The 24,967-nt window shown below is 60.5% G+C and carries 20 protein-coding genes; 17 read left to right on the top strand and 3 right to left on the bottom strand.

The annotated features are described in order from the left end of the window. Window positions 1-64: 64 nt before the first annotated feature. Window positions 65-1,285, bottom strand: coding sequence for a serine/threonine transporter SstT (gene sstT / locus B0H98_RS02945; protein WP_106373559.1), 1,221 nt, complete (start codon window positions 1,283-1,285; stop codon window positions 65-67). A gap of 287 nt (window positions 1,286-1,572) precedes the next feature. Here sstT and B0H98_RS02940 point away from each other — a divergent pair, with 287 nt between their 5' ends. After that, window positions 1,573-1,902, top strand: a complete 330-nt coding sequence (locus tag B0H98_RS02940; protein WP_106373558.1) for a hypothetical protein — start codon at window positions 1,573-1,575, stop codon at window positions 1,900-1,902. Window positions 1,903-1,970: 68 nt separating this feature from the next. Here the strand turns inward: B0H98_RS02940 and B0H98_RS02935 are convergent, their stop codons facing one another. Continuing rightward, complete coding sequence (locus tag B0H98_RS02935; protein WP_106373557.1) at window positions 1,971-2,285, bottom strand: hypothetical protein; 315 nt, start codon at window positions 2,283-2,285, stop codon at window positions 1,971-1,973. 865 nt (window positions 2,286-3,150) lie between these two features. Here B0H98_RS02935 and B0H98_RS02925 point away from each other — a divergent pair. The 7 genes from B0H98_RS02925 (at window position 3,151) to B0H98_RS02895 (ending at window position 11,955) form a co-directional block, all read left to right on the top strand. Continuing rightward, a complete protein-coding gene (locus B0H98_RS02925; RefSeq protein ID WP_106373555.1) occupies window positions 3,151-4,794 on the top strand; it encodes a DASS family sodium-coupled anion symporter in 1,644 nt (547 codons plus the stop codon). A 184-nt stretch (window positions 4,795-4,978) separates the two neighbouring features. Beyond that, window positions 4,979-5,488 (top strand): CinA family protein, encoded by a 510-nt coding sequence (locus B0H98_RS02920; protein ID WP_106373554.1) that lies wholly within the window; start codon window positions 4,979-4,981, stop codon window positions 5,486-5,488. Window positions 5,489-5,565: 77 nt separating this feature from the next. Further along, window positions 5,566-6,390 (top strand): ammonia-dependent NAD(+) synthetase, encoded by an 825-nt coding sequence (gene nadE, locus B0H98_RS02915; RefSeq protein WP_106373553.1) that lies wholly within the window; start codon window positions 5,566-5,568, stop codon window positions 6,388-6,390. Window positions 6,391-6,467: 77 nt separating this feature from the next. After that, on the top strand, window positions 6,468-7,616 hold the full coding sequence (locus B0H98_RS02910) for an exonuclease SbcCD subunit D (RefSeq protein ID WP_106373552.1): 1,149 nt from the start codon (window positions 6,468-6,470) through the stop codon (window positions 7,614-7,616). Continuing rightward, window positions 7,613-10,681, top strand: coding sequence for an AAA family ATPase (locus tag B0H98_RS02905; RefSeq protein ID WP_106373551.1), 3,069 nt, complete (start codon window positions 7,613-7,615; stop codon window positions 10,679-10,681). The genes B0H98_RS02910 and B0H98_RS02905 overlap by 4 nt, the downstream gene beginning before the upstream one ends. 66 nt (window positions 10,682-10,747) lie before the next feature. Next, a complete protein-coding gene (locus tag B0H98_RS02900) occupies window positions 10,748-11,476 on the top strand; it encodes a tellurite resistance TerB family protein (protein WP_106373550.1) in 729 nt (242 codons plus the stop codon). Next, a complete protein-coding gene (locus B0H98_RS02895) occupies window positions 11,476-11,955 on the top strand; it encodes a phosphatidylglycerophosphatase A family protein (RefSeq protein ID WP_106373549.1) in 480 nt (159 codons plus the stop codon). The genes B0H98_RS02900 and B0H98_RS02895 overlap by 1 nt, the downstream gene beginning before the upstream one ends. A gap of 78 nt (window positions 11,956-12,033) precedes the next feature. On the opposite strand, the gene B0H98_RS02890 is transcribed toward B0H98_RS02895, so the two are convergent. After that, window positions 12,034-13,416, bottom strand: coding sequence for an NAD-dependent succinate-semialdehyde dehydrogenase (locus tag B0H98_RS02890; protein WP_106373548.1), 1,383 nt, complete (start codon window positions 13,414-13,416; stop codon window positions 12,034-12,036). 243 nt (window positions 13,417-13,659) lie between these two features. On the opposite strand from B0H98_RS02890, the gene B0H98_RS02885 reads away from it, so the two are divergent. From B0H98_RS02885 to B0H98_RS02845, 9 genes are all read left to right on the top strand, one after another. Further along, entirely contained in the window at window positions 13,660-15,321 is a 1,662-nt protein-coding gene (locus B0H98_RS02885) for a GMC family oxidoreductase (protein WP_106373547.1), read from the top strand. A 187-nt stretch (window positions 15,322-15,508) separates the two neighbouring features. After that, complete coding sequence (locus tag B0H98_RS02880) at window positions 15,509-15,715, top strand: cold-shock protein (RefSeq protein WP_018916514.1); 207 nt, start codon at window positions 15,509-15,511, stop codon at window positions 15,713-15,715. A gap of 195 nt (window positions 15,716-15,910) precedes the next feature. Then, window positions 15,911-17,680: an SLC13 family permease gene (locus tag B0H98_RS02875; protein ID WP_106373546.1), complete on the top strand. Its 1,770-nt coding sequence runs from the start codon at window positions 15,911-15,913 to the stop codon at window positions 17,678-17,680. A gap of 70 nt (window positions 17,681-17,750) precedes the next feature. Continuing rightward, entirely contained in the window at window positions 17,751-18,416 is a 666-nt protein-coding gene (locus B0H98_RS02870) for an alpha/beta hydrolase (RefSeq protein WP_106373545.1), read from the top strand. 74 nt (window positions 18,417-18,490) lie between these two features. Next, complete coding sequence (locus B0H98_RS02865; RefSeq protein ID WP_244182950.1) at window positions 18,491-19,171, top strand: NADH-quinone oxidoreductase subunit K; 681 nt, start codon at window positions 18,491-18,493, stop codon at window positions 19,169-19,171. Continuing rightward, entirely contained in the window at window positions 19,168-20,658 is a 1,491-nt protein-coding gene (locus B0H98_RS02860) for a complex I subunit 5 family protein (protein ID WP_106373544.1), read from the top strand. Before B0H98_RS02865 ends, B0H98_RS02860 begins: the two co-directional genes overlap by 4 nt. Then, the gene (locus tag B0H98_RS02855) at window positions 20,655-22,160 is read left to right on the top strand and encodes a complex I subunit 5 family protein (protein ID WP_106373543.1); all 1,506 of its coding nucleotides are present in this window, start codon (window positions 20,655-20,657) and stop codon (window positions 22,158-22,160) included. The genes B0H98_RS02860 and B0H98_RS02855 overlap by 4 nt, the downstream gene beginning before the upstream one ends. Beyond that, complete coding sequence (locus B0H98_RS02850; protein WP_106373542.1) at window positions 22,157-23,929, top strand: proton-conducting transporter transmembrane domain-containing protein; 1,773 nt, start codon at window positions 22,157-22,159, stop codon at window positions 23,927-23,929. Before B0H98_RS02855 ends, B0H98_RS02850 begins: the two co-directional genes overlap by 4 nt. After that, window positions 23,926-24,924, top strand: coding sequence for a YihY/virulence factor BrkB family protein (locus B0H98_RS02845; RefSeq protein WP_106373541.1), 999 nt, complete (start codon window positions 23,926-23,928; stop codon window positions 24,922-24,924). The genes B0H98_RS02850 and B0H98_RS02845 overlap by 4 nt, the downstream gene beginning before the upstream one ends. Window positions 24,925-24,967 lie beyond the last annotated feature (43 nt).

The following is a 24,967-nucleotide window of genomic DNA, read 5'->3' as shown; positions in this document are numbered from 1 at the left end:
AGAACGTTCTATATAAAGAACACCGCGCCGTCAACCCGGCACGCCATGGCGCCGGCAAGATAGATCAGGAAGGAGTGTTACGCGCCCGGCAGGCGGCGGCGGTAAACAGCACGTCGGTTGAGGAGTTGAGCGCGGTTTCCGTGGAGTCCTGCACCACGCTGATTACAAAGCCGATGGCGACGGCCTGCATGGCTACTTCCGTGGGAATGCCAAACAGGTTGGCGGCCATGGGGATCAGCATGAGCGAGCCGCCCGCCACGCCGGAAACGCCGCAGGCGGCAAGGGCAGATACCACGCACAGCAGCAGCGCCGTGGGAAAGTCGACATTGATGCCCAGAGTATGCGTGGTGGCCAGGGTAATCACGGTGATGGTGATTGCCGCGCCGCACATGTTGATGGTGGCACCCAGCGGGATCGAGATGGAGTAGGTGTCAGGGTCGAGGTCCAGCTTGCGGCACAGCTCCAGGTTGACCGGAATGTTGGCCGCCGAGCTGCGGGTGAAAAAGGCGGTAATTGCGCTGCCGCGCAGGCAGGCGAGTACCAGCGGGTAAGGGTTCTGGCGAGTGGCGATATAGACCAGCAGCGGGTTGCTCACCAGGGCGACAAACACCATGCAGCCAACAATGATGCTGAGCAGCTGCGCATAGTTCAAAAGCGCATCGACGCCGGATTCGGCCAGTGTGCCCGCCACCAGGCCAAAGATGCCCAGCGGTGCGAAGCGGATCACCAGTGCCACGATGCGTGAAACGGCGTTGGAAAGATCGTTAAGCGCCACACGGGTGGTGTCGCTTGCCTGGCGCAGCATCAGACCCAGCGCCACTGCCCAGGCAAGGATGGCGATGAAGTTGGCTTCCATCAGCGCGCTCACCGGGTTGGCGACCGCATTGAGCAGCAGATTGCGTAGAATCTGGAAAATATCCCCCGGCGGATTACCGTCTGCCTGAGGGGCATCCAGAGCAAGTTCGGTAGGAAACGCAAAGCTTGCTGCCACGGCAATCAAGGCGGCAATCAGAGTGCCCACGATATAAAGCACCAGTACCGAACGGATATGGGTAGGCTGCCCCTGGCGATGTGCGGCAATGGCGGCGGCGACCAGTACAAATACCAGAATAGGCGCTACGGCTTGAAGTGCGGCAATGAACAGTTGGCCAAGCAGGGCGACATCGCCAGCAATGCCCGGCACAAGGGTGGCAAGCAGCGCGCCGGCCACGATGCCGATCAGTATCTGAGGAATAAGGCCCAGCTGCAGAAGCGGGCGGAACAAGCCGGTGGCGGTTGCAATCATCGCGCGTCACTCAGGTAGTAGAAGATGGACTGGCGTCATGAACGCCTCCCGAAAGGGGCCGCATTCTATCATCTGTGGGTCTATTGCGGGCTTTTGGCCGGCAAGTTTCTCGTATGAACCACCCGTCGGGCTGTCTGGTTACGATTGGCCAAGGGGGAGGGGGCAGAAGTGACAGAATTGATCCCGCTGCTGTTTTCCTGCCAAGCGCTTTATAATCGCCCGTGAGTACAGCGCTTGATGTAAGCCTGCACCGGCAATCAATAAAATATGCAAAAGGGAGCAGTCAAATGCGATTCGTATCAGGCTTGGTAGCCATCATGATGGTGTGCTTTTCGACAGTGGCAAGTGCTGCCGACTACTATGTCGACATCACCAACCGAACCGGCTATGCCATCCATTACATGTACGTGAGCCCGGCAAGTTCCAAAACCTGGGAAGAGGATGTGCTAGGGCAGGATATAATGCGCAATGGCGAAACGCAGCGCGTCACGCTGACGGGATACACCAATCCGCACTTTGATATTCGCCTGGTGGATGAAGATGGCGACAGCTATACCTATTGGACGGTGGATGTGGAAAAGCAGGATATCGTGGTGACGCTGGAACATCTTGATTGAGAGGCTGCTTCCCTTGCCGTTGAATTAGAACGGCAAGGGAAGCATCAAGAGATCAGGACTTGAAGAGATCATGCCGCAGCGGTTTCGGCACGCGCTGGCTTGGGTGCAGCTACGCTTTGCAGTTTCTCGGCAACTGCGCTGGCACTCATGGTTGCTACAAGGGTGTAGCCTTTCTCGGTCAGTTCGATTACATCGGGTGAAGAGCCCCATTTCAGCAGCATGTCATCCAACTGACGTTCTGCGGCTTCAAACTGGCTGCAATGGCATAGCAGTTTGGCAATGGTGTAATCACACTCGGGGGTATCGAACATTTCATCCTTGATTTCCTGAATAGCAAGTTGAAGACCGGCTTTGGAAATCTCTGCTAGTTGGATACGTTGCATGCCACTACTCCTTGTGAATGCTGGGGTTTATTTGTACGCATCTTGTACTCTTCGAGGGTAATATAGCTTTTCCTCAGAAGCAAACACCAAATGGTCTTATAGGTGTTTTTTAAACCACAAAAAAATCCCCCTACGCCAGGTAGAGGGATTTCGCTGGTCTTTTCCCTTGCCACTACATGGGTAGTGTCGCAAGCAGTGTTACCACGCAGCCGGCTAGAAACGCTAGTGAAGCGAGCTTCATCATCTCGGCTTCCTGATTTTTAGAGCGTCTATGCCGCTGTTCCATAAGGTAATTTTCCAAATGTTCGCGGCTGCCTGGTTTTGCTCCATTGTAAAGATGTTGACGTATCATCTCGACTCCTTGAGCGTTGCGGTTAGTGAATCCCCTCTTCCCCGCCTTCCAAAACCCGATACCCTGGGTAACTCCATCACATTTATTGAAATACGCTATTTGCTTCAGCATAGACCACAGAGAGCAAAATTTGCTCACTAAAAGCTATACAAAAAGTTAATAATGGCGTCACAACTGTGTCATGAAGCGCCGGATGGGAGAGGGTGGCGTCAATTAACCTCAGCATTTCAAGCGCGTGCCTTGAAGTCTGATTCGAGATGTGTCGAGTAAAAAAGTGACCAACAGGAAAGGATGATGCCGTCATACAACCAAAGTTGTTAGACTTTGGTTGTAATTGTGGGTGAATTACTGGACTAATGGCCTATGGCAGTGAATAAAGGGCGCCAAGAAATGGTTGGGCCTTTGCAAGAGAACGTCCTTGCCAAGCGACAGTAAGTTGCCCGCTAATCTTCTAACGTGCTTTTTCGTTTACCTGACACGAGCGGTACCTTTCCAATGCGCAGAACTGCCACAATGACGCTCTGGGATCAGCTTTGGCATTCCCATGACCAAGTCAAAAACCTGCTGATGTGTGCGCTGCCGACATCAGGCACACCCCGTGCACCCACTGCTTCTGATGACAATCAGGGTGGTTCGGGTTCCCAGCCAGGCCCAAAACCGCCGGCCTATACCACGCCGCAAAAGATTGGCCTGGTGTTGGGGCCGGTATTGTTTGCCTTTGTGCTGATGTTTTTCCATCCGGCCGACCTGAGCGTTGAAGGGCGAATGGTGCTGGCGACCACGCTTTGGGTAGCCGTCTGGTGGATTACCGAGGCGATTCCCATTCCGGTAACGTCGCTGCTGCCCATCGTGCTGCTGCCGATTACCGGTGCGCTGGAAGGAGGCGCTGTCACGGCGGCTTACGGCAATCCGATCATCTTCCTGTTCCTGGGCGGCTTCATGATTGCGCTGGCCATGGAAAAGTGGGATCTGCACAAGCGCATCGCGCTGACGATCATTTCGGTACTGGGTACCAGCATCAACAACATCGTCTTCGGTTTCATGGCGGCCACCGGCTTTCTGTCGATGTGGGTGTCCAATACGGCGGCGGTCATGATGATGCTGCCGATCGGTACGGCGATTGTTTATCAGGTCACCCAGGAGCTGAACAAGACCGAAGGCGATCACACTACCGAAATCGATAAATTCAGCAAGGCGCTGATTTTCGGTATTGGCTACGGCGGTACTATCGGCGGCTTGGGTACGCTGATTGGTACGCCGCCCAACATCATTCTGGCCGCCGTGGTCAGCGAGCTGTTCGGCGTTGAAATCTCCTTTGCCGGTTGGCTGATGTTCGCCTTTCCGGTGGTCGTGGCGCTGCTCATGATCAGCTGGCTGCTGTTGACCCGGGTCATCTACCCGATCAACTTCAACAAGCTGCCGGGCGGCAAGGACATGATCAAGAAGGAGAAGGCGGCCCTGGGCACTATCTCGTTCGAAGAGAAAGCCGTTCTGGGTATCTTCCTGTTCGCGGCCTTCATGTGGATTACCCGCTCTTTCCTGTGGCAGGGCCAGATCATCAATATCCCTGGTATCAGCGATACCATGATCGCCATTGTCGCTGCCATCCTGCTGTTTCTGGTGCCTTCGCCCAACAAGGGTGGTTGCCTGCTGGGTTGGGATGTGGCCAAGGACGTGCCCTGGGGCATCCTCTTGCTGTTCGGGGGCGGGCTTGCCATTGCCGCCGGTTTCGGCTCCACTGGCCTTGCGTCCTGGATCGGTGGGCAGATGAGCGTGCTGGAAGGGGTCAACTTCCTGCTGGTCATCCTGCTGGCCACGGGCATGGTGCTTTTCCTTACCGAAATCACCTCCAATACCGCAACGGCCACCATGATTCTTCCCGTACTGGCGTCGCTGGCGCTGGCGCTGGATATTCACCCCTTCGTACTCATGGTGCCGGCGGCCATGGCCGCCAACTGCGCCTTCATGCTGCCGGTGGGTACACCGCCCAACGCGATCATCTTTGCCACCGGCAAGATCAAGATCATCGAAATGGTGCGTAACGGATTCTGGCTCAATATCGCCGCCATGTTGCTGATCGTGGCTGCTGTCTACTTCCTGCTGCCTATGCTTTGGGGCGTTGACTTGACCAATTATCCAGACGCCTTCCGCGACTAACGCCACCGGCGCTATCGCTGCATCCCTCGAGCCCCTATCCTGTGATAGGGGCTTTTTTGCGCTTTTTTATTAACAAATGGCGAACGTTACCCAAGGGTTTTGAATCCCCGCCGAGACGCGCTACGTTTTCCATAATCTAAAGGAGGTAAATCAATACGTACGCGATGGGTTGAGGAGGAGTGCAATGGAATTGCTTGAACGGGTTACCCAATATTTACAGCACCACGAGCTCAAGCTGATAACGGCCGAGTCGTGCACCGCCGGCCTGATGGTTTCCGAGCTGGCCCGCGTGCCCGGTAGCGGGCAATCTATCGATAGCGGCCTGGCCGTCTACTCGCCGGAAGCCAAGAATCGCTATCTGTCGGTCAGTTTCGATACGATCGATACCTTTGGGCTTACCAGTGAAGAAACGGCGCGGGAAATGGCCAGAGGATCGCTCGATAACAGCGACGCCAACGTTAGTGTGGCCAATACGGGCATTGCAGGACCCAAGCCCCAGGATGACATTCCGGTGGGTACAGTGTGTTTTGCCTGGGCATTTCGCCACGATCAAAAAACCTATCTGGCAACCGAAACGCGGCGCTTCCCTGGCGAGCGCAACGAGGTACGTCTAGCCGCGGCGCACTACGCGCTGGAGAATATTCCCGTGCTTCATCGCCAGATGCTCGAGGGCAACCTGCCCATTGATAGGTAGAACCCGCTGTATTTGTGACCTAGCCTGCTAAAACGCATTCACCGCTTATACAGGTATAACACCGCAAGGAGGCCAAGATGACGGATCGCCCAGAGACACAGTCGCATATTCAACAGGTATTGCAGGTAAAGCCGCGTATCGACCCAGAGCAGGAAGTGGAAGCCCGCGTGGCGTTCCTATGCCGAAAGATGCTGGAAAGCGGTCAGCATGCCCTGGTGTTGGGCATTAGTGGCGGGGTAGATTCCACTGTAGGCGGCCGGCTGGCCCAGCTGGCCGTCGAGCGCGCCCGCGATCAAGGGGTGAATGCTTACTTCTACGCCATGCGCCTGCCTTACGGCACCCAGCATGATGAAGACGATGCCCAGCAGGCGCTTGGTTTCATCAAGCCGGACCATGTGCTCACCGTCGACGTCAAACCGGCAAGCGATGCGTTGCTGGACGCGCTGGAAGAGGGCGAGCTGACGTTTGAAGACGCCAACAGGCGTGATTTCGTGCTGGGTAATATCAAGGCGCGCCAGCGCATGGTGGCGCAATATGCTGCTGCCGGCGCACGGGGCGGCCTGGTCGTCGGTACGGATCAGGCGGCCGAGGCGCTGATGGGCTTTTTCACCAAGTATGGCGACGGCGCTTGCGATGTCGCGCCACTCTCCGGGCTTACCAAGAGCCAGGTGCGTGAAGTGGGTGCTGCGCTAGGGGCACCTGCCGCGCTGGTGGAAAAGCAGCCCACTGCGGATCTTGAAACGCTCAAGCCCCAGCTGGCTGACGAAGTAGCTCTGGGCGTTACCTACGTCGATATCGACGCCTTCCTGGTGGGCGAATCCGTAAGCGATGAGGCCTACAACACCATCATCAAGACCTACACGCGCACCGAGCATAAGCGTCAGTTGCCTATCACGCCCTAAAAGCAGGTCAGCTTGGGCTAAACGCCGCACGGTTAGGTTGTTATGATGCTACAACCTAACCTGCTGTTGAGCCTGCCATGCGTTTACTGCATACCGCCGATTGGCATCTGGGGCGGCTGTTTCACAACGTCTCTTTGCTTGAAGACCAGCGCCACGTTCTAGAGCAACTGATCGAGATAGTCGATCGCGAAGCCGTCGACGCGGTCCTTATCGCGGGCGATATCTTTGACCGCTCGGTGCCGCCTGCTGCGGCGGTAACGCTGCTCGACGACGTGCTGGGCGAGCTTTGCCAGGCCCGCGGCCTGCCGGTCGTCATCATTTCAGGCAACCATGACGGCGCCGAACGCCTGCGCTTCGGCGCCCGCCACCTGCGCCAGGCTGGCCTGCATATTCTTTCTGATCTGGCCAACTGCTTCTCCCCGGTGACCCTGTCGCTTGGCGGCCTCGAGGTCGATATCTTTGGCGTGCCCTACGCCGACCCGGAATACGTGCGCAGCCAGTTTGGCGTTGAAGTGCGCGATTTCGACAGCGCCCACCGCTATCTGGTCGAGCGTATCGACGAGCAGCGCCACGCTACCCGCCCGACGCTTCTCATGAGCCACTGCTTCGTGGATGGCGGCAGCGCGTCAGACTCCGAGCGGCCGCTCACCCTGGGTGGGGCGGAAAGCGTCGCCTGGGAGCCCATGCAGCACTTCACCTATGTGGCCCTTGGCCACCTGCACGGCCCGCAGTTCCGTGGCGGGGAACATATTCGCTACAGCGGCTCGCTGCTCAAGTACAGTTTTTCCGAGGCGTCCCAGCGTAAGGGCGTGACGCTGGTGGATATCGACGAGGCGGGCAGCGTTCAGACCGAGCACATTCCACTTACGCCGCGTCGCGATGTGCGCGTGCTCGAGGGTGAGCTTGACGCCTTGCTGACACAGGGCCAAGGCGATCCCAAGGCCGATGACTACCTGCTGGTGCGGCTGACCGACCGCCACGCCATTCTCGATCCCATGGGTAAACTGCGCGCGGTATACCCCAACGTGCTGCACCTGGAAAAGCCCGGCATGCTCGGCAGCCAGCAGCGCCAGCAGCTTAGTCGTGAGCGGCTGCGCTTCGATGCGCTGGACATGTTCAGCGACTTTTTTGCGCAGACCAGCGGCGAGCCCATGAACACCGAGCAGGCGAGCGCCATGAGCAAGCTGATTGGCGAGCTCAAGCGTGATGAGGAGCAAGGCCCATGACCCCGCTGGCGCTGACCATGCAGGCCTTCGGGCCTTTCGCCGCCGTTGAAACCATCGATTTCGCACAGTTGGGCAAGAGCCCGCTTTTTCTGATCAACGGGCCGACAGGAGCGGGCAAGAGCTCGATTCTGGACGCCATCTGTTTCGCCCTCTACGGCCAGACCACCGGCGACGAGCGTTCGGGCACGCAGATGCGCTGCGATCAGGCGGATGCTTCACTATTGACCGAGGTTTCGCTGGATTTTTACCTTCGCGGTAGCGCCTACCGGGTACGCCGAGTGCCCCAGCAGGAGCGGCCCAAGGCGCGGGGGGAAGGCACCACTACCCAGAGCGCGGAAGCCCAGTTATGGACATTGACCGCAACGGGAGAAGAGGACGAGTGCCTGGTAGCCCGAAGCGTCAGCGATGCCAACACCCAGGTGCAGACGCTGCTGGGCCTGGATGCCAGCCAGTTTCGCCAGGTGATGGTGCTGCCCCAGGGCAAGTTCCGTGAGCTGCTGCTGGCCGAGTCCAAGGACCGCGAAAAGATCTTCTCCCAGCTGTTTCAGACGCACATTTTCCAGCGCATCGAAGAGCGCCTGCGCACCCAGGCCAACCAGATCGAGCGCGCGGTGAACGATCACCGCCAGCATATCCGCGGCATTCTGACCGGCGGCGCACTGGAAAGCGAACCCGCCCTGGAGCAGGAGTGGCAGGCGCTGACCCCGCAGGTAGCGAGCGCACTGCAAGCCTTTGAAGTCGCACAGCAGCGCAGGCGCCAGGCTGAAAAGCGGCGCAACGACGCCCAGGCGCTGCAACGTCAGTTCGAGGCGCGCGAAGCGCTGGCCGCGGACAAGGCCCGCCATCTTGAGCAGCAGGGCGCCATCGCGCAGTCGCAGCGTCGCTTGGAGCAGGCGGCGCGCGCCCAGGCACTGCACCCCCAGCAAACGGCTCTGTTGCAGGCAAAGGAGGCGCGAACCAGCGCCCAAACCGAGCAGCATCAGGCCCAGGCCGGGCTTACTGCCCAGCACGCGCAGACTCAGCATGCTGTCAAGGCACTCGAAGCCGCCCGTCAGCGCAGTGAAGAGCTGCCCGCCCTACGCGAACGCCACCGCCAGCTGGGCGAGTTTATCCACCAAGGGCAGCAGTTAAGCGAACTGCAGGCGCGCTTTGTCCACGCGCAGAGCGCTTGGCAGCAGGTAGACGGCGCGCTCAAGCGTGATGAAGCCCAGCTGGAAAGCATTCGTAAACAAGGCGAGGCCATCGGCACGCGCCTTGAACAGTTACAGCAAGAGTTCCAGCGCTTGGCCAGCGCCCCTTCAGCGCTTGAGCGCCATGAGCAGCTGTACGCTCAGCGCCAGGAGCTGGAGAAGCTTGATCGCCAAGGGCAGGAGCTGGCCGTTCAGCAGCAGCGGGCAAGTGAAGCGCTAGACCAGCGCCAAGATGAAGCCACTCAGGCCGAACGCTACGCCACCGAGCAGGAGATGCGTTGGCATCAGGGTCAGGCCGCGGCGCTGGCGCTGACCTTGGCGTATCAGGCACCTTGCCCGGTCTGCGGCAGCCTGGAGCATCCGTCACCGGCGACGGAGGGTGGCGATGTGGTGACTCAGGCGCAGGTTGAAAAGGCTCGCGCCGCCCAGGAAACTGCCCGGCAGACGCTTGAAAAAGCCCAGCGGCAGCAGGCACAGCTTGCCCAGCAGTTCGGCTATCACCGCGAACAGCACCAGCGGCTGCGCCAGCAGCTAGGCACGTGGGCCGAACAACCGCTGTCGGCGCTGGACAGCGCCTGCGAAAGCCTTCGCGAGCAGGCCCAGCGCCGCTTGCGCGTTGAGCGCGATATCGCCGAGCAGCACGCCGCACGGGAGGGATTGCGGCGCGAGTGGGGGGCGCTCGACAGAACCCTCAAGACCCAGCGGCCAGCGGTGGAAAAGGCGCGAGAAGAGGCGTTGCGCCTTGAAAGCCAGCGCGACCAGCTGAGCCAGGCGCTGCCTGAAGACGCCCGCGACCCCGATGCCCTGCGCCGAACCCTGGGGGTACTGGAGCAGCAAATCGCCACGCGTGAGAAGGAGTGGGAGCAGGCCCGCCAAGCGCTGGCCGATAGCCAGACTCGGCAGGCCAGGGCCGAAGAGCAGTTGAGTGGTGCGACCCAGCGCCTGGAGCGCAGTGGGCAGGCGCTTGAAATGGCGCAGGCCGAATGGCAGGCAGCCCTCGCCCAGAGCCCGTTTGAAGATGAGGCAGCGTTTGGCGCTGCCCAGTTGGATGACGCCGCGCGCCAGTCGCTTACCGCCCAGGTAGAGGCGTATCAGCGCCGCCTGGCGGAGCTTGAAGGTGCGTTGCAGAATTATCACGCCCAGCTTGCCGAACAGGCACCGCCGGATATGCCGGCGCTCAAGGCGTTGAGTGACGCAGCCCAGGCCGAAGAGCAGGCTCGGCTGGATGAGTGGCGAGCCCTGGACAGCCGGCGTAACACTCTGGAAGGTATTCGTAGAACACTCGCCGCCGCGCATGCAGCCCAGGCCGAGCTCGAGGCGGATTACCGGTTGTGGGGCACGCTAAGCGAAATAGCCAACGGCCGCACCGGACACCGCATCAGCCTGCAACGCTTTGTGCTCGGCGTGCTGCTCGATGACGTGCTGATCCAGGCCTCCGAGCGCCTGGTGCGCATGAGCCGTGGGCGCTATCAGCTGGTGCGCCGGGAAGACCCGTCCAAAGGCAACAAGGCCTCGGGCCTGGAGCTGGACGTGGCGGATACCTACACCGGCAAGAACCGGCCGGTCGCCACGCTGTCCGGCGGCGAGTCGTTCATGGCGGCGTTAGCGCTGGCGCTCGGGCTTTCCGATGTGGTGCAGGCCTACGCCGGCGGCATACAGCTGGACACGCTGTTTATCGATGAAGGCTTTGGCAGCCTGGATCAGGACGCGCTTGACCAGGCTATCAACATGTTGAGCGAACTGCAGATGGGCGGGCGCATGATCGGGATTATTTCCCATGTCAGCGAACTCAAGGAGCAGATGCCGGTTCGTATAGAGGTGCGCGCCAGCCGCCAGGGAAGTACGGTGCAGGTGCAGGGCGTGCTGGCACCCTGATCGACCTGGCGTCGGTCAAACGGTGGCTATACGAACCCCCATTTCATTCGTCAAAGGAGTACAAGAATGAACGCGAGCAAGATTCTTCAGCAGTTGATGCAGCAGGCCAGCGGTAGCCAGCAAGGCGGCAGTGGTGTCGATGTCAAAGGCATGCTGAGCGGCCTTTCAAAGCAGCTGGGTGGCAGCGGTGGTCAGGGCAGCTCATCGAGCGGGCTGGATATCAAAAGCCTGCTCGGCGGTGGCGCCATGGGCATGCTGGTCGGCTCCAAACGCGGGCGCAGCATGGGCGGCAAGGTGCTCAAGTACGGTGCCATCGCCGGCGTGGGCATGCTGGCCTGGAAAGCGTGGCAGAGTTCCCTGGCGGCCAAGAGCGGCGGTGGTGCGGATTCCCGGGCGCAAGCAACCGAAGGCGAGCGGGTAGAGGTGCTCAGCGGCGAGATTCAGGAGCGGCGCAGCCTGGAGCTCTTGCAGGCGATGATCATGGCCGCTCGCGCCGATGGTCATATCGACGAGCAGGAGCAGGCGCTGATTACCGAACAGATTGACGCGCTGGGCGCTGACCAGGAGATGCATGACTGGGTAGCGCAGCAGTTGAAAACACCGTTGGACGCCGAGGCGCTAGCGCGTGAGGCGGATTCGCCCCAGGCTGCCCGCGAGATGTACCTGATCAGCGTAGCGGTAGTGGATGACCAGAACCCCATGGAGCGCGCCTGGCTTGATCAGTTGGCCAGCGCCCTGAATCTGCCTGAAGAGATGGCCCGCGAGCTCGAGCGCCAGGCAGTGCAGGCGGGTTGATGCTGGATACCGCCAACTTCTGGATAGCCGCCGGCTTTGGTTTGGGAATGCTTCCCGTCGCACCGGGCACGTTTGGTTCCCTGTTGGGGATACCCCTGGCGTGGTGGCTGCTTGGCCGTCCAACCGGCCAGCAGTGGCTGATCATGGCCGGGCTGCTGGCCCTGGCGGTACCTATCTGCCATGTGGCTGCCTGGCACTACGCGGGGCTGGATCATGGCAGCATCGTGGCCGATGAGTATCTGGCCTTTCCGCTGACAGTGATCGGCATGCAGGCTGCGCGTACGCCATGGATAATGGCCCTTGCCTTTGTGGTTTACCGTTTTTTTGACGCGCTGAAACCGCCGCCGATTCATTTGGCCGAGTACGCGCAAGGGGGGCTGGGGATCGTGCTGGATGATGTGATTGCCGCGCTGGTCACCTGGGTGGTGGTCGCCGTACTGGTCACGCTCTACAAGCGTCGTACTTTGCAGCGGGGTTAGGCAGTTAAAGAAAACGCCGCACGCCTTGATAGGCGTGCGGCGCACTTCTTGACGCAGCAGCGTCGCGGTTAAGCGGTTTTACTCGCTGACCACGATGACCGCCTTGGCGTTGACAAACTCATGCATGCCAAAGCCGCCGTGCTCGCGGCCATAGCCGGAGTCCTTGACGCCGCCAAACGGCATTTCCGGGGTGGCTACACCAAAGCCGTTGATGAATACCATGCCGGTATCGAAGTACTTGCTGGCAAGTTCCGTGGCACGCTTGGTGTCCTTGGAAATGATGCCGCCGCCCAGGCCATAGCGGCTGTCGTTGGCAATGCGCATGGCGTCTTCATCATCCTTGGCACGAATCAGCGCCGCTACCGGGCCGAACAGCTCATCATCATACGCTGGCTGGCCGGGGGTGACGTTGTCCAGCACGGTGACCGGATAGAACGCGCCTTTACCTGCGGGTTTTTCACCGCCGCACAGTATCTTGGCACCGTTCTTGACGCTCTCTTCTACCTGCTCGTGCAGCGCATCGCGCAGATCGACACGCGCCATGGGGCCAAGGTCCGTATCACTGTCATTCGGGTCACCGACTTTCAGCGACTTCATCTTCTCGACGAAGCGCTCCTTGAAGGCGTCATAGTTGGCTTCGGTGACCACAAAACGCTTGGCCGCCACACACGTCTGGCCTCCGTTGAAGACCCGGCCCTGCACGCAGGTGTTCACCGCAACGTCAAGATCAGCATCATCGAGTACCAGGAACGCGTCGTTAGAGCCCAGCTCCAGTACGGTCTTCTTCAGGTTCTCGGCGGCTTTCGCGGCAACCTTGCGCCCGGCGCCGTCGCTGCCGGTAAGCGTGACACCGCGCACGGCTTTATGGGCGATCACTTCATCGGATACATCGTGAGAGATCACCAGCGTGCGGAAGACGTTTTCCGGCAGACCCGCTTCGCGGTAAATCTTTTCCAGCAAAAGGCCGCTGCCGGTCACGTTTTCGGCGTGTTTCAGCAGTACGCTATTACCCGCCATGATGTTGGCGATCGAGTAGCGCACCACCTGATAGGCCGGGAAGTTCCACGGCTGAATGCCGTAGATGACGCCCATGGGCGAATAAGTAATGAAGCCACGCTCGCCGTTACCGGGTTTGCGCTCTTCATCGGCCAGTTTTTTCGGACCCTGCTCCGCCGTGTAGTCACAGATACCTACGCACAGATCCACTTCCTGGCGCGCCTGTTCGGGCGGCTTGCCCATCTCCTTGACCATGAGCTCGGCCAACGCTTCCTTATTGTCGCCTAGCGCTTGGCCAATGGCTTTGACCACCTTGGCGCGCTGTTCAAGTGACTGTAGGCGCCAATCGAGAAAGGCCTGGTAGCTGGCCTCGACAATCTGCTTTGCCTGGCTGGAATCCATCAGCGTGTAGGTGTTCAGCGTTTCGCCGGTGGTCGGATTAACAGTAGTGATGCTGTTGCTCATAAGATCTCCTATCTTTAGATCAACGCTTCAAGGTCCATATCGGCCTAAACCGACTGGTCTAATCAAGTTCGTTATCCACTTTAGTAGACAACCCGCCTGTCTGTCTAATCTTGTGGCAACTCTGTTTTCAAAGCGTTCACTCACTGTTTTTCTTCTGCCTTCTGCATCGCTCAGTGTGTGCCCTGGCGCGCCTCTTTGAATCTGCGCTATGTTCTGTAAGCGTTGCTTATAAAGGTAGTAGTAATGACACAACAACAAACGTCGTTCGACTACATCGTGATAGGCGCCGGTACGGCCGGTTGCCTGATGGCCAACCGGCTAAGTGCCAATCCTGAAAACCGCGTGCTGTTGATCGAAGCGGGCGGGCGCGATAACTACCATTGGATCCATATTCCGGTGGGCTATCTCTACTGTATCAACAACCCGCGCACCGACTGGCTGTTCAAGACCGAAGCGGAGGAGGGGCTCAACGGCCGCTCGTTGATCTATCCGCGCGGCAAGACTCTGGGCGGGTGCTCGAGCATTAATGGCATGATCTACATGCGCGGCCAGGCGCGAGATTACGACCACTGGGCACAGGTGGCAGGCGATGACGCCTGGCGCTGGAAAAACTGCCTGCCAGATTTCATCAGGCATGAAGATCACTACCGGCTGGATGGTGGCGGTGAAGCTGATGCCCAGCATCGTGACTTTCACGGCCATGGAGGCGAGTGGCGGGTCGAGAAGCAGCGCCTCAAGTGGGAAGTGCTGGATGACTTTGCCCGCGCCGCCGAGCAGGCCGGCATTCCACGCACCGAGGATTTCAATCGCGGCACCAACGAAGGCGTGGCCTACTTTGACGTCAACCAGCGCAACGGTTGGCGCTGGAACACGGCCAAGGCCTTTTTACGCCCAGCGCTGAAGCGCGCCAACCTGACCTTATGGCACTCCACCCAAGTGAACCGGCTCTGCTTTGATGATGATCAGGGCACGCCCCGTTGCAGCGGGGCGCAGCTGCTTCGCCAGAGCCGGCAGTTGACGGCAAAGGCCTCCAAGGAGGTGATCTTGTGTGCCGGTGCCATCGGCACACCGCATCTTTTGCAGCTTTCTGGCGTGGGGCCCAAGGCGCTTCTGCAAGCGCATGCCATTAACGTGGTGCAGGATCTTCCGGGCGTTGGCGAGAATCTGCAAGATCACCTCCAGATCCGTTCGGTGTATCGTGTCACCAAGGCTAAAACACTTAATGCCTTGGCAAGTACCTGGTGGGGGAAAGCGGGAATTGGCTGGGAGTATTTAAGCAAGCGCACAGGCCCCATGAGCATGGCGCCTTCACAGCTGGGCGCCTTTACCCGCAGTGCGCCGGAGTACGCGCATCCCAATATTCAGTACCATGTGCAGCCGCTGAGTCTTGAAGCATTTGGCCAACCGTTGCACCCATACCCCGCGATTACCGCCAGCGTATGCAACCTGAACCCGAGCAGCCGGGGGACAGTGCGCCTGAAAAGCGCCGACCCGAGCGAGCCGCCGGCCATCGCGCCCAACTACCTGAGCACGCCGGAAGACCGCAAGGTGGCCGCCGACTCACTGAGAATGACCCGACGTATTGCCGGAATGCCTGCGTTTGCCAAGTACGCCCCCGAGGAGGTGAAGCCGGGCGTGGAGTATCAAACCGACGAAGAGCTTGCACGTCTGGCGGGGGATATCGGCACCACGATCTTTCACCCGGTGGGCACTACGCGAATGGGGCGTACAGACGATGCCATGGCGGTTGTAGATGCGCGGCTACGCGTGCGCGGTATCAAGGGGTTGCGGATTGCCGACGCTGGCGTCATGCCGACGATCACCAGCGGCAACACCAATTCACCCACGCTGATGATCGCCGAAAAGGCGGCGAATTGGGTTTTAAACGAAAATTCATTGCATTAAGTTTTTTTCAAGCCTATTGTTGACGTGCGCTTTTGTTGAGCGCATGCTTTATGCAGTTGGTTAGCAAGTCGAACGTTGTCAGCAGTACCGAACGCCCATGCGTAAGTCTGGTGAAAGTTTCTTGTCCTACCCACTGCAATTCGGGTATTGCCCGGCTTTACATTAAGATATATCGAGGATTTCGATCATGGCAACTGGTACCGTTAAGTGGTTTAACGACACTAAAGGTTTCGGCTTCATTTCTCCGGACGACAATGGCGACGATCTGTTCGCGCACTTCTCCGAAATTCAAGCTGACGGCTTCAAAACTCTGCAAGACGGCCAGAAGGTTTCCTTCGACGTCACCCAGGGTAAAAAAGGCCTTCAAGCTTCCAACATCAAAGTTGTGAACTAATTCACAACCCTTGATGTTCGCCGCTAGCGGTCAACGCTAGCGTGCTGAAAAACCCCGCTCAACAAGCGGGGTTTTTTGTGTGCGCAAAAAAACATATATTCTATTTTGATATTTAAATGTTTCTAAAAATAACTTTTTAGAATATGGCGCAGGCTTCACAATAGCGCAGGCTTTTATTGTTAAGGATGCTGCGTTATGTCGCTGGATGCCTGGATTGCGGTGGCCGTGGTCGTCACTATTTTTCCGTTAATGGCCACCTCTCGTCTGGGGCCGGATATCATTTTGCTGGGCGCGGTAATCGTGCTGATGACGCTGGGTGTGCTGACGCCTGTCGAAGCGCTTAGCGGGTTTTCCAATAGTGGTCTGTTTACCGTAGCGTTCATGTACGTGCTGGTGGCCAGCATTCGTGAAACCGGCGGTATCGACCTGATCATCCGCTACGTTTTGGGGCGGCCAAAAACCGAGCGCGGGGCCTTGATGCGTCTGCTGCTGCCGGTGGCCTCCCTTAGCGGGTTCTTGAACAACACGCCGGTCGTTGCCACCTACATTCCCGCCGTGATGAGCTGGAGCCGGCGGTTGCGTCGTTCGCCTCAGCGGCTTTTGATGCCGTTAAGCTTTGCCTCGATTCTGGGCGGCACCATTACCTTGTTTGGTACCAGCACCAACCTGGTCGTTCACGGGCTGCTGGTCGACCGCTATCCGGATCTGGCCATGGGGCTTTTTGACCTTGCCTGGGTGGGGCTTCCGGTCGCGGTGGCCGGGCTTGCCTACCTGATCATACTCGGCCCCCGCCTGCTGCCTGCGCGCGAAGGGCTTGCCAATGTGTTTGCCAATCCACGCGAGTTCACTATCGAAATGGAGGTGGACCGCGAAGGCGTGCTGGTAAATCGCACCGTGGAAGAGGCGGGGCTGCGCCACTTGCAGGAGCTGTTCCTGGTCGAGATCGAGCGCGACGGCAACGTGGTCAGCGTGGTTGGTCCCGGCGAGCAGTTGAAAGGCGGGGACCGCCTGGTATTCACCGGCACCAGCGACGCCGCCGTCGAGCTGCAGCAGATCCGCGGGCTGGTGCCGTCTCGTGAAAGCGCCTCGAGCCTTGAAAAGGAGTTCAAGGAGCGCCGTCTGGTCGAAGCGGTGGTTTCCAGCCAGTGCCAGTTTATTGGCCAGCGGATTCGCGACGGACGCTTTCGAACGCTATACGGCGCTGCGGTGCTGGCGATCTGCCGGGGCGGCGAACGCGTCAAGGGCAACCTGGGGCAGGTGCGCCTGCAGCCAGCGGATGTGCTGCTGCTCGAGGCCCGGCCGCCGTTTATCGAGCGCCACCGCCAGTCAAAGGATTTTCTGCTCATCAGCGAACTTAACGGCTCGGCACGGCCGGTGCATGAAAAGGCCCCGCTGGCCTGGGGGATATTGCTGGGCGCGGTGCTGCTGGCAGCCCTTGGCGTGGTCAGCATGCTCAATGCCGCCATGCTCGGAGCGGCGCTGGCGCTTTTGACCGGCTGCTGCTCGGTCGAGGCCGCCAAGCGCGGGCTGGATAGTCAGGTGCTGCTGACCATCGCGGCGTCTTTCGGCGTGGGGGCGGCACTGCAAAGCTCTGGCGCGGCGGATGCCATAGCGGGGGGCGTTTTGAATATCGTGGGCGGAAGCCCCTGGCTACTTCTGTTGGGTACCTACTGCGTGGTGGCGCTGTTGACCGAGATGGTGACCAACAATGGTGCTGCGGTGATCATCTTTCCGGTGGTGATGGCCGCCGCCGAAAGCCTGGGCGTCAACCCGATGCCTTACGTGGTAACCGTCATGTTTGCCGCTTCGGCCAGTTTCCTGACGCCCATTGGCTATCAGACCAATTTGATGGTGTATGGCCCCGGTGGCTATCGCATCAGCGATTTTCTGCGCGTGGGCGGCGGGTTGAACGTGCTTACCGGCGCGATTGCGGTGGCCTTGATTCCCCTGGTGTGGCCCTTTTAAGCGTAACTTCTCGCCGTGAGTGCCGGTTTACGCTAGGGTGCTTTTTTTCAATCAAGTAAGGATGTAGCCGATGACCGCTCCGGGCGAACTGATTATTGAGCCGCAAAATGGTCAACCCGCCGATGCCTGTGTGTTTATCATTCACGGGCTGGGGGCCGACGGGCACGATTTCGAGCCGCTGATCCCCGCGCTGAACCTGCCGAGTGAAGCGAACGTGCGCTTTATCATGCCCCACGCGCCCAAGCTTGCCGTTACCGTCAATGGCGGCATGGTCATGCCCGCCTGGTACGATATCCTTGCCATGGACCTGGGGCGCCGGGTGGACGAAGTGCAGCTCAAGCACTCGGCCGAGCGTATTCAGGCGCTGATTCAGGAGCAGATCGATCAAGGCATCGACAGTCGGCGAATCATCGTGGCGGGCTTCTCCCAAGGCGGCGCCGTGGCTTATCAGGCCGCACTTTCATTTCCGCAGCCGCTGGGCGGGTTGCTGGCCATGTCGACCTACTTCGCCACGGCGGACAGCATCGATGCGAGCGAGGCCAACCGTACGCTGCCGATCGAGATACACCACGGCAACTTTGACCCCATCGTGGCTGAAACCCTGGGGCGGGCAGCGTTTGATCGCCTCAAGGCTCAGGGCTACAACGCCAACTATCGCCAGTACCCCATGGCCCATGCACTCTGCCCGCAGCAGGTGGGCGATATCGGCCAGTGGCTCACCAAGCTTCTTGGCTGAGAGGTACATCGACAAGTAGCGCAAAGGCAGGCACAGTAAACTCCCTATAAGCCGGTGCAAGGATAGCAAAGGCCGTGATCGCGTCTGTTGATCTTATCGAAGTCGTTCTAGCGCTCTGTCTGGTGACAGCAGCGCTATTCTGTCTATTTGACCGTCACCTGCTGCGCGCCTGCAGCTTCTTTGTTGCCTTTACCCTGTGCATGGCGTTGGCCTGGCTGACCCTTGCCGCGCCCTGGCTTGCCTTGATGGAGGGCATCATCGGAGCGCTTTTGACCACGCCGTGCTTCTTTTATGCTCTGGGCGTCTTTACGCCCGCTTCTGAAAAATTGCCGTCTCACGATCACTTCAAGGAGCCGCTTTCCCGCGGCGTCATGCGCACGCTGCTGGCACTTGCCTGGTGTTTAATGGTGGGGGCCGTGGTGCGTTTTATCTTTCCCGCCATGGTGTACTCGCCCACCGAACACCCGCTGCTGCTGGCCGGGGTGGTGATGGTGGCCGCCGCCATGGGCGCGTTTGCCTGGCACCGGCATCTGGTGCGCCGGCTGCTGGCCTTCAACGTGCTGGGTTCCGGTGTCTTTCTGCTGCTGGCCGGGCTTGCGGGTACCGACCCTCAGGGCCAGGCGCTGATTACCACGGCCCTGGTGGTTGCCTGGCTTGGCTCGCTGTTGGGTGCGTTGGTGATTCGCAGGCTTTATCGGCTGGAAGGGGAGAACGCCTTGCTGGGTAGCCGTGGGCTCAAGGAGACACGTCAATGAACTGGCGGTTTGGCCTGACGGGCAGCACCTTCGACCCTCTGATGACAAGCCACTGGGCGCTGGCCGCGGCGCTGTTATTGCCGCTTGTATTCGGCGCCTTGGCCGCCATTTTTCCGCCCCGGCGGATGTGGCCCGTGGCACTGGCGTGCGCGGTGATTCTGACTGCCGGAATTTTTCTGCTTATCGATACCCGGCAGGCGGGCGTGTTGCGCTGGCAGTGGGAGTTTTCCGGTATTGGCGTGGCGCTGCGCTTGAACGGTGTCAGCATGCTGTTGTTGCTGCTGACCCAGTGGCTGGGCGCGGCAGCGGCGCTTTATACGCCGGGGCTTTTACGTATTTCCGACCCCGAGCGTTTTGCCCGCTGGCTCTGGCCGTTGATGGGAGCGGTCATCAGTGCGCTGTCGCTTGCCTGGGTGGCAACGGATCTGCTGACGCTATACATCGCTCTGGAAACTATGGGGCTGGCGGCGGTGGCCATGCTGCTGCTGTCTGGACAGGCGGATGCGCTGCTGGCCGGTATGCGCTATCTACTGCTTACGCTGGTAGGCTCGCTTGCCTATCTGCTGGGGGTTGCGCTGATTCTGGGCTACTGGGGGCGGCTGGATCTGGCCGGGCTTGCCGAGGTGGTGGAGCCTGGCCCGGTCGCCTGGGTGGCGGCGGCTTTGATGGGCGCGGGGCTTGCCCTGAAAGCGGCCTTGTTTCCGCTGCATGCCTGGCTTTCGCCGGTACACTCCAGTGCCTGGACGCCGGTCAGCGCACTGCACGCAGGTCTGGTGGTCAAGGCGTCGCTGTTCGTGCTGCTTGAGCTCTGGAGCATTCTGCTGTTCGAGACCTTCTGGGCGCCGCGGGTCATCGCCTGGATGGGCATGCTGGCGGTCGTGTGGGGCGGGCTGATTGCCTGGCGGGCGGAATCGCTGAAAACCCTGGTGGCATCATCCACCGTAGCGCAACTGGGCTATCTGATGGTGGTGTTTCCGCTGCTGCTGGGGCCGGATATCAGCCCGCTTGCCCGGGCGCTTGCCTGGGACGGTTTCTGGCTGCAATTGATGGGCCACGCTCTGGCCAAGGCGGCCATGTTCATGGCTGCCGGCAACCTGATACTGGCCACCGGTGAAAAGACCCTTGAGGGCCTTGCCGGTACCAGCCGGCGGCTGCCGCTTTCGCTGCTGGTGTTCGGGGTTGCCTCGGTCACCTTGATGGGCCTGCCGCCCAGCGCGGGTTTCACGGCCAAGTGGCTGCTGCTGCAATCCATGGTCATCTCTGGGCAGTGGTGGGCAGTGGCCGCGCTGCTGGTCGGTACGCTGCTGACGGCTGCCTATATCTTCCGTTTCTTTCGCTACTCGTTCATGGAAACGGCGCCGCGCCATCGCTATCAGCCGCTGGCACCGGGAATGGATGTCATCGCTCTGGGTCTGGCGCTGGCGGCTTTCGCACTGGGGCTCTTGGCACACTTTCCGCTGGATCTTCTGCATGGAGGTAGCGCATGAACGCCGCCTGGCTACCTCTTACGGCGCTGGCCGCTTCGCTGCTGGCGGCGGTGATCATCTTCTCGCTGCCGGAAGAGGCAAGGCGGGTGCGCACCAGTGTCAACCTGACCGCCGCGGTCATCAAGATCAGCCTGGTGGCGCTGATGGTCAAGCGGATCACCAATGGCGATGAGGCGGTCTTCAGCTTCCAGGTCGTGGGCAATATCGATTTTGTGCTGCGCGCCGATGCGCTCGGGGTAATGTTTGCCGGGCTCTCCTCGGTGCTTTGGCTATGTACGACGGTCTACGCCATCGGTTATCTGGAAGGCACTGCCAACCGCAAGCGCTTCTTTGGGTTCTTCAGCCTCTGTGTGGCCAGTACCCTGGGCATTGCGCTAGCCGGTAACCTGTTCACCTTCCTGATCTTCTACGAGATGCTGACGCTTTCGACCTACCCGCTGGTCGTGCATTCGGGGACCGACAAGGCGCTCAATGCCGGTCGTATCTATCTGCGCTATACCTTGACTGCGGGCGTCGTGCTGCTGTTTGGCGTGGTACTGCTTTACAGCTTGACCGGGGATCACTCCTTTGCCTCCGAGCGCGGGCTGGGTGACTATCTGGACGATCACCGCGTGCTGCTGACGCTGATATTTGCCCTGCTGGTGGGCGGGTTTGCGGTCAAGGCGGCCATGGTGCCGCTGCACGGCTGGCTGCCCCGGGCGATGGTGGCACCGGCGCCGGTCAGCGCGCTGCTGCATGCGGTGGCCGTGGTCAAGGCGGGAGCTTTCGGCATCCTGCGCATCATCTACGATCTGTATGGCATTGAGCTCAGCGTTGAGCTGGGTGTAACCACGGCACTGGCCGTGGCGTCCTGTATCACCATTATCTACGGGTCGATGCGCGCCATTGCCCAGCAGGAATTGAAGCCCCGGCTGGCGTTCTCGACCATCAGCCAGGTCTCCTACGTGATACTCGGCGTCAGCCTGTTCGGGCCCTTTGGCACCATCGGGGCGCTTGCCCATCTGCTGCATCAGGGGCTGATGAAGGTTACGCTGTTCTTCTGTGCGGGCATCTACGCCGAAGAGCTGGGCATTCACCGGATCGATGAAATGGACGGTGCCGGCAAGCGCATGCCGCTGACCAGCCTGGCCTTTACCATCGGCGCGTTCGGCATGATCGGCCTGCCGCCGGTGGCGGGGTTCATCACCAAGTGGTACCTGGGCATTGGCGCTATCCAGGCGGACATGTACTGGGTAGTCGCGGTACTGGTGGCCAGTAGCACGCTCAACGCGATCTATTTTCTGCCCATTGTGCATCGTCTGTGGTTTCGCGTGGGGCCGGCCCACGGCCATGGCCACTGGCCCGACGAGCAGCGCCTGGGGCGCCTTGAAACTCACGGCTGGCTGCTCTGGCCTGCGGTATTCACCGCGGCTATCAGCCTGGCCGCCGGGCTGTTTGCCGGGCTGCCGTTCAGCCCGCTGGACTGGGCGACCCGGGTGGCGGTTGGGGAGTATCTGCCATGACCACGCTGCTGCTGATACTCGCCCTTGGCTGGCCGCTGTGTGTAGCGGCACTCGGGATATGGCAGGCCTACCGCACGCCGGTGGCGCGCCGGCGCTACTTTACCGGGTGGTGGCTAAGCGCCGCGTGGCCGGCACTCTTGCTGGCGTACGCCGGCGAGGCCCAGTGGGCAATGGATGCCTGGATGCTGGGTAGTCAGTGGTCGCTTGATGCGCTCAGCCGCCCCTGGCTTGCCTTTACCGCGCTGCTTTGGAGTTTTGCCGCGGTTCACGCACGCGGCTACTTTGCCAAGGAGCAGGCGCGCGCCCAGACGGGTGATAGCGCCGCCGAGCGCCGGCTGCTGCGCCTGGCGCTGCTGTGGCCGGTGACGCTTTCGGGCAACGTGCTGCTGATCATTGCCCAGGATATTGCCAGCTTCTACCTGGGCTTTGCGGTGATGACGTTCGCCGCCTATGCCCTGGTGGTGCACAACGGCACTGCTGATGCCAAGCTTGGCGCCAGGGCGTATCTGATCCTGGCGGTGCTGGGGGAGGGGATGATTCTGGGGGGCCTTTTATGGGCCGCGGGCGATACGCAAAGTGTGATGCTGGAGGGCGTTCGCGAGGCGGTGGCAACCTCTGACTACGGCGTGGCCATGGCGGCGTTGCTGTGGCTGGGGCTGGGCGTCAAGGCGGGAGTGATCGGCTTGCATGTCTGGCTGCCGCTGGCCCACCCGGCAGCTCCGGCCCCGGCCAGCGCCGTGCTGAGTGGCGCCATGATCAAGGCAGGGCTGCTGGGGTGGATCTACGTGCTCCCGCTGGGCGAGGCGTCGCTGTCACCGGCGCTGACCCAGCTGGGCAACATCATGCTGATCGCGGGGCTTGCGGCGGCGTTCGGCGCCGCACTCTACGGCGTCTGGCAGCATCATCCCAAGGCGGTGCTGGCGTATTCGAGCATCAGTCAGATGGGTATGCTGACCGCCATGGTGGCCATGGGTCTGGCAGCCCCCGAAGTATGGCCGCTGCTGCTGCCGGGCGTGGTGCTGTTTGCCGCCCACCACGCGCTTGCCAAGGGGGCGCTGTTCATGGGCACCAGCATCAGCGAGCATATGCCACGCTGGTCGCCGGTGGTCATCTGGATGCTGCTTGCGCTGCCCGCGCTGTCGCTGACCGGCGCCTTTGCCGGGGGCTTGATCAGCAAGTGGAGCGTGAAAAGCGCGCTGTATGAAATGCACCATGAAACGCTGATCAGCCTGCTTACCTGGGCAGCCGTAGGGACGTCGGCGCTGGTCAGCGTCAGCCTGTGGCGCCAGTGGCAGCAGCGCAGTGCTGGTGGTAGCCACCCCGGGCAGTGGGGCGCCTGGCTTGCAGCGCTCGTTGCGGCGTTGATCACTCCGCTGTGGCTGCCGCTTCCCGAGGGCAGCGCCGTCGTACCGCCGCTCAAGGAGTGGACAAGCCTCATGTGGCCGCTGCCGGCGGGCGTGCTGGTGGTAGCGTTTGGCTTGCTGGTAACGCGCTATGGACGCCTGGCCACGCCGCCCGCCGGCGATTTGTGGTGGCCTTACGCCTGGCTTGGCCAACACGTCTTGAAAGGCGTGCGCCGGGCAGGGCATGGCTTTGCTGCTCTCAAGGCCAGGTGTGTGGATATTGCCCTGGCCATCGAGACGCGGGCGATGAAGTCGGTTACGCAGCTGACGGCCATGGAAGGCTGGATGCGACACCATACAAGTGGGCTGATGATGGCCCTTGCTGTCATGCTGGCCCTGTTATTACTGTGGGAAGGAGCGTCATGAGTCAGGTCAATCTACCCCATCGCCGCGGGCGGCGTGCCCGGTCGCCGGAAGACATCCCGAGCCGGGGCTGGTTCGATATCGTGTGGCGAGTGCTGCGTGCCGCCAAGCGCGACCGTATTACTATCCTGGCCGCCGGCGTGGCCTTCTATTCGCTGCTTGCCCTGTTTCCCACGATCGCGGCGGTCATTTCACTGTGGGGGCTTTTTTTCAATCCTATAGAAGCTGGCCAGCAGCTTTATGAAGTCAGCCGCTTCATGCCACCGGATGCCGCCAACCTGATCGACCAGCAGGCGCAGCAGGTGGTGGAGAGTACTGAGTCCGGTAACACCATGACGGCGCTGGTCGGGCTGCTGGTCGCGATGTTCATTGCCTCCAAGGCGGTGGGTGTACTGGTGATCGGACTCAACGTGGTGTACGGCGAGCAGGAGAAACGCCCGATTTTATGGCGCGGCGTGGTGCTGACTCTGCTGACCTTTGGGCTGATCGGCATGACGCTGGTATCGCTTGGCTTTATCGCCGTGGTGCCGGCGGTAGTGGATAGCCTGATGATCGAGTCGCCGGTGGATATCGTGCTGAAGTGGCTGCGCTGGCCGGCGCTGCTAATCATCATGAGTTTCTTGATTGCCCTCTTGTACCGCTACGCGCCTTACCGGCGCTCGGCCCAGTGGCGCTGGCTAAGTTATGGCACGCTGCTGGCGACGCTGCTGTGGCTTCTCGGGTCGGGCGGGCTATCACTTTACGTGCGCTACTTCTCGAGCTTCAGCGAGCTTTATGGCTCGTTGGGTGCCGTGGTGGCGCTGATGATGTGGTTCTGGATGTCGGCGTTTGTGGTGTTGCTGGGCGCCGAGGTGAATAGCGAGATGGAGCGCCAGACCTGTAACGACACGACGGTGGGCGAGGAGCGCCCGCTGGGCGACCGTGAAGCCTTTGCCGCCGATACGCTGGGCGTGGAAAACCCCTGGAACGATGAAGATGAAAAAACCCGCGAGCGCTAGGCCGGCGGGTTTGAGTGGTGCGTGACGCTTGAAGGGCCCAGGC

This window comes from Vreelandella songnenensis, assembly GCF_003002925.1.
GTDB lineage: Bacteria > Pseudomonadota > Gammaproteobacteria > Pseudomonadales > Halomonadaceae > Vreelandella > Vreelandella songnenensis.
The sequence above is the reverse complement of the archived record's forward strand: the minus strand, read 5'-3'. Positions and strand labels throughout refer to the sequence as shown.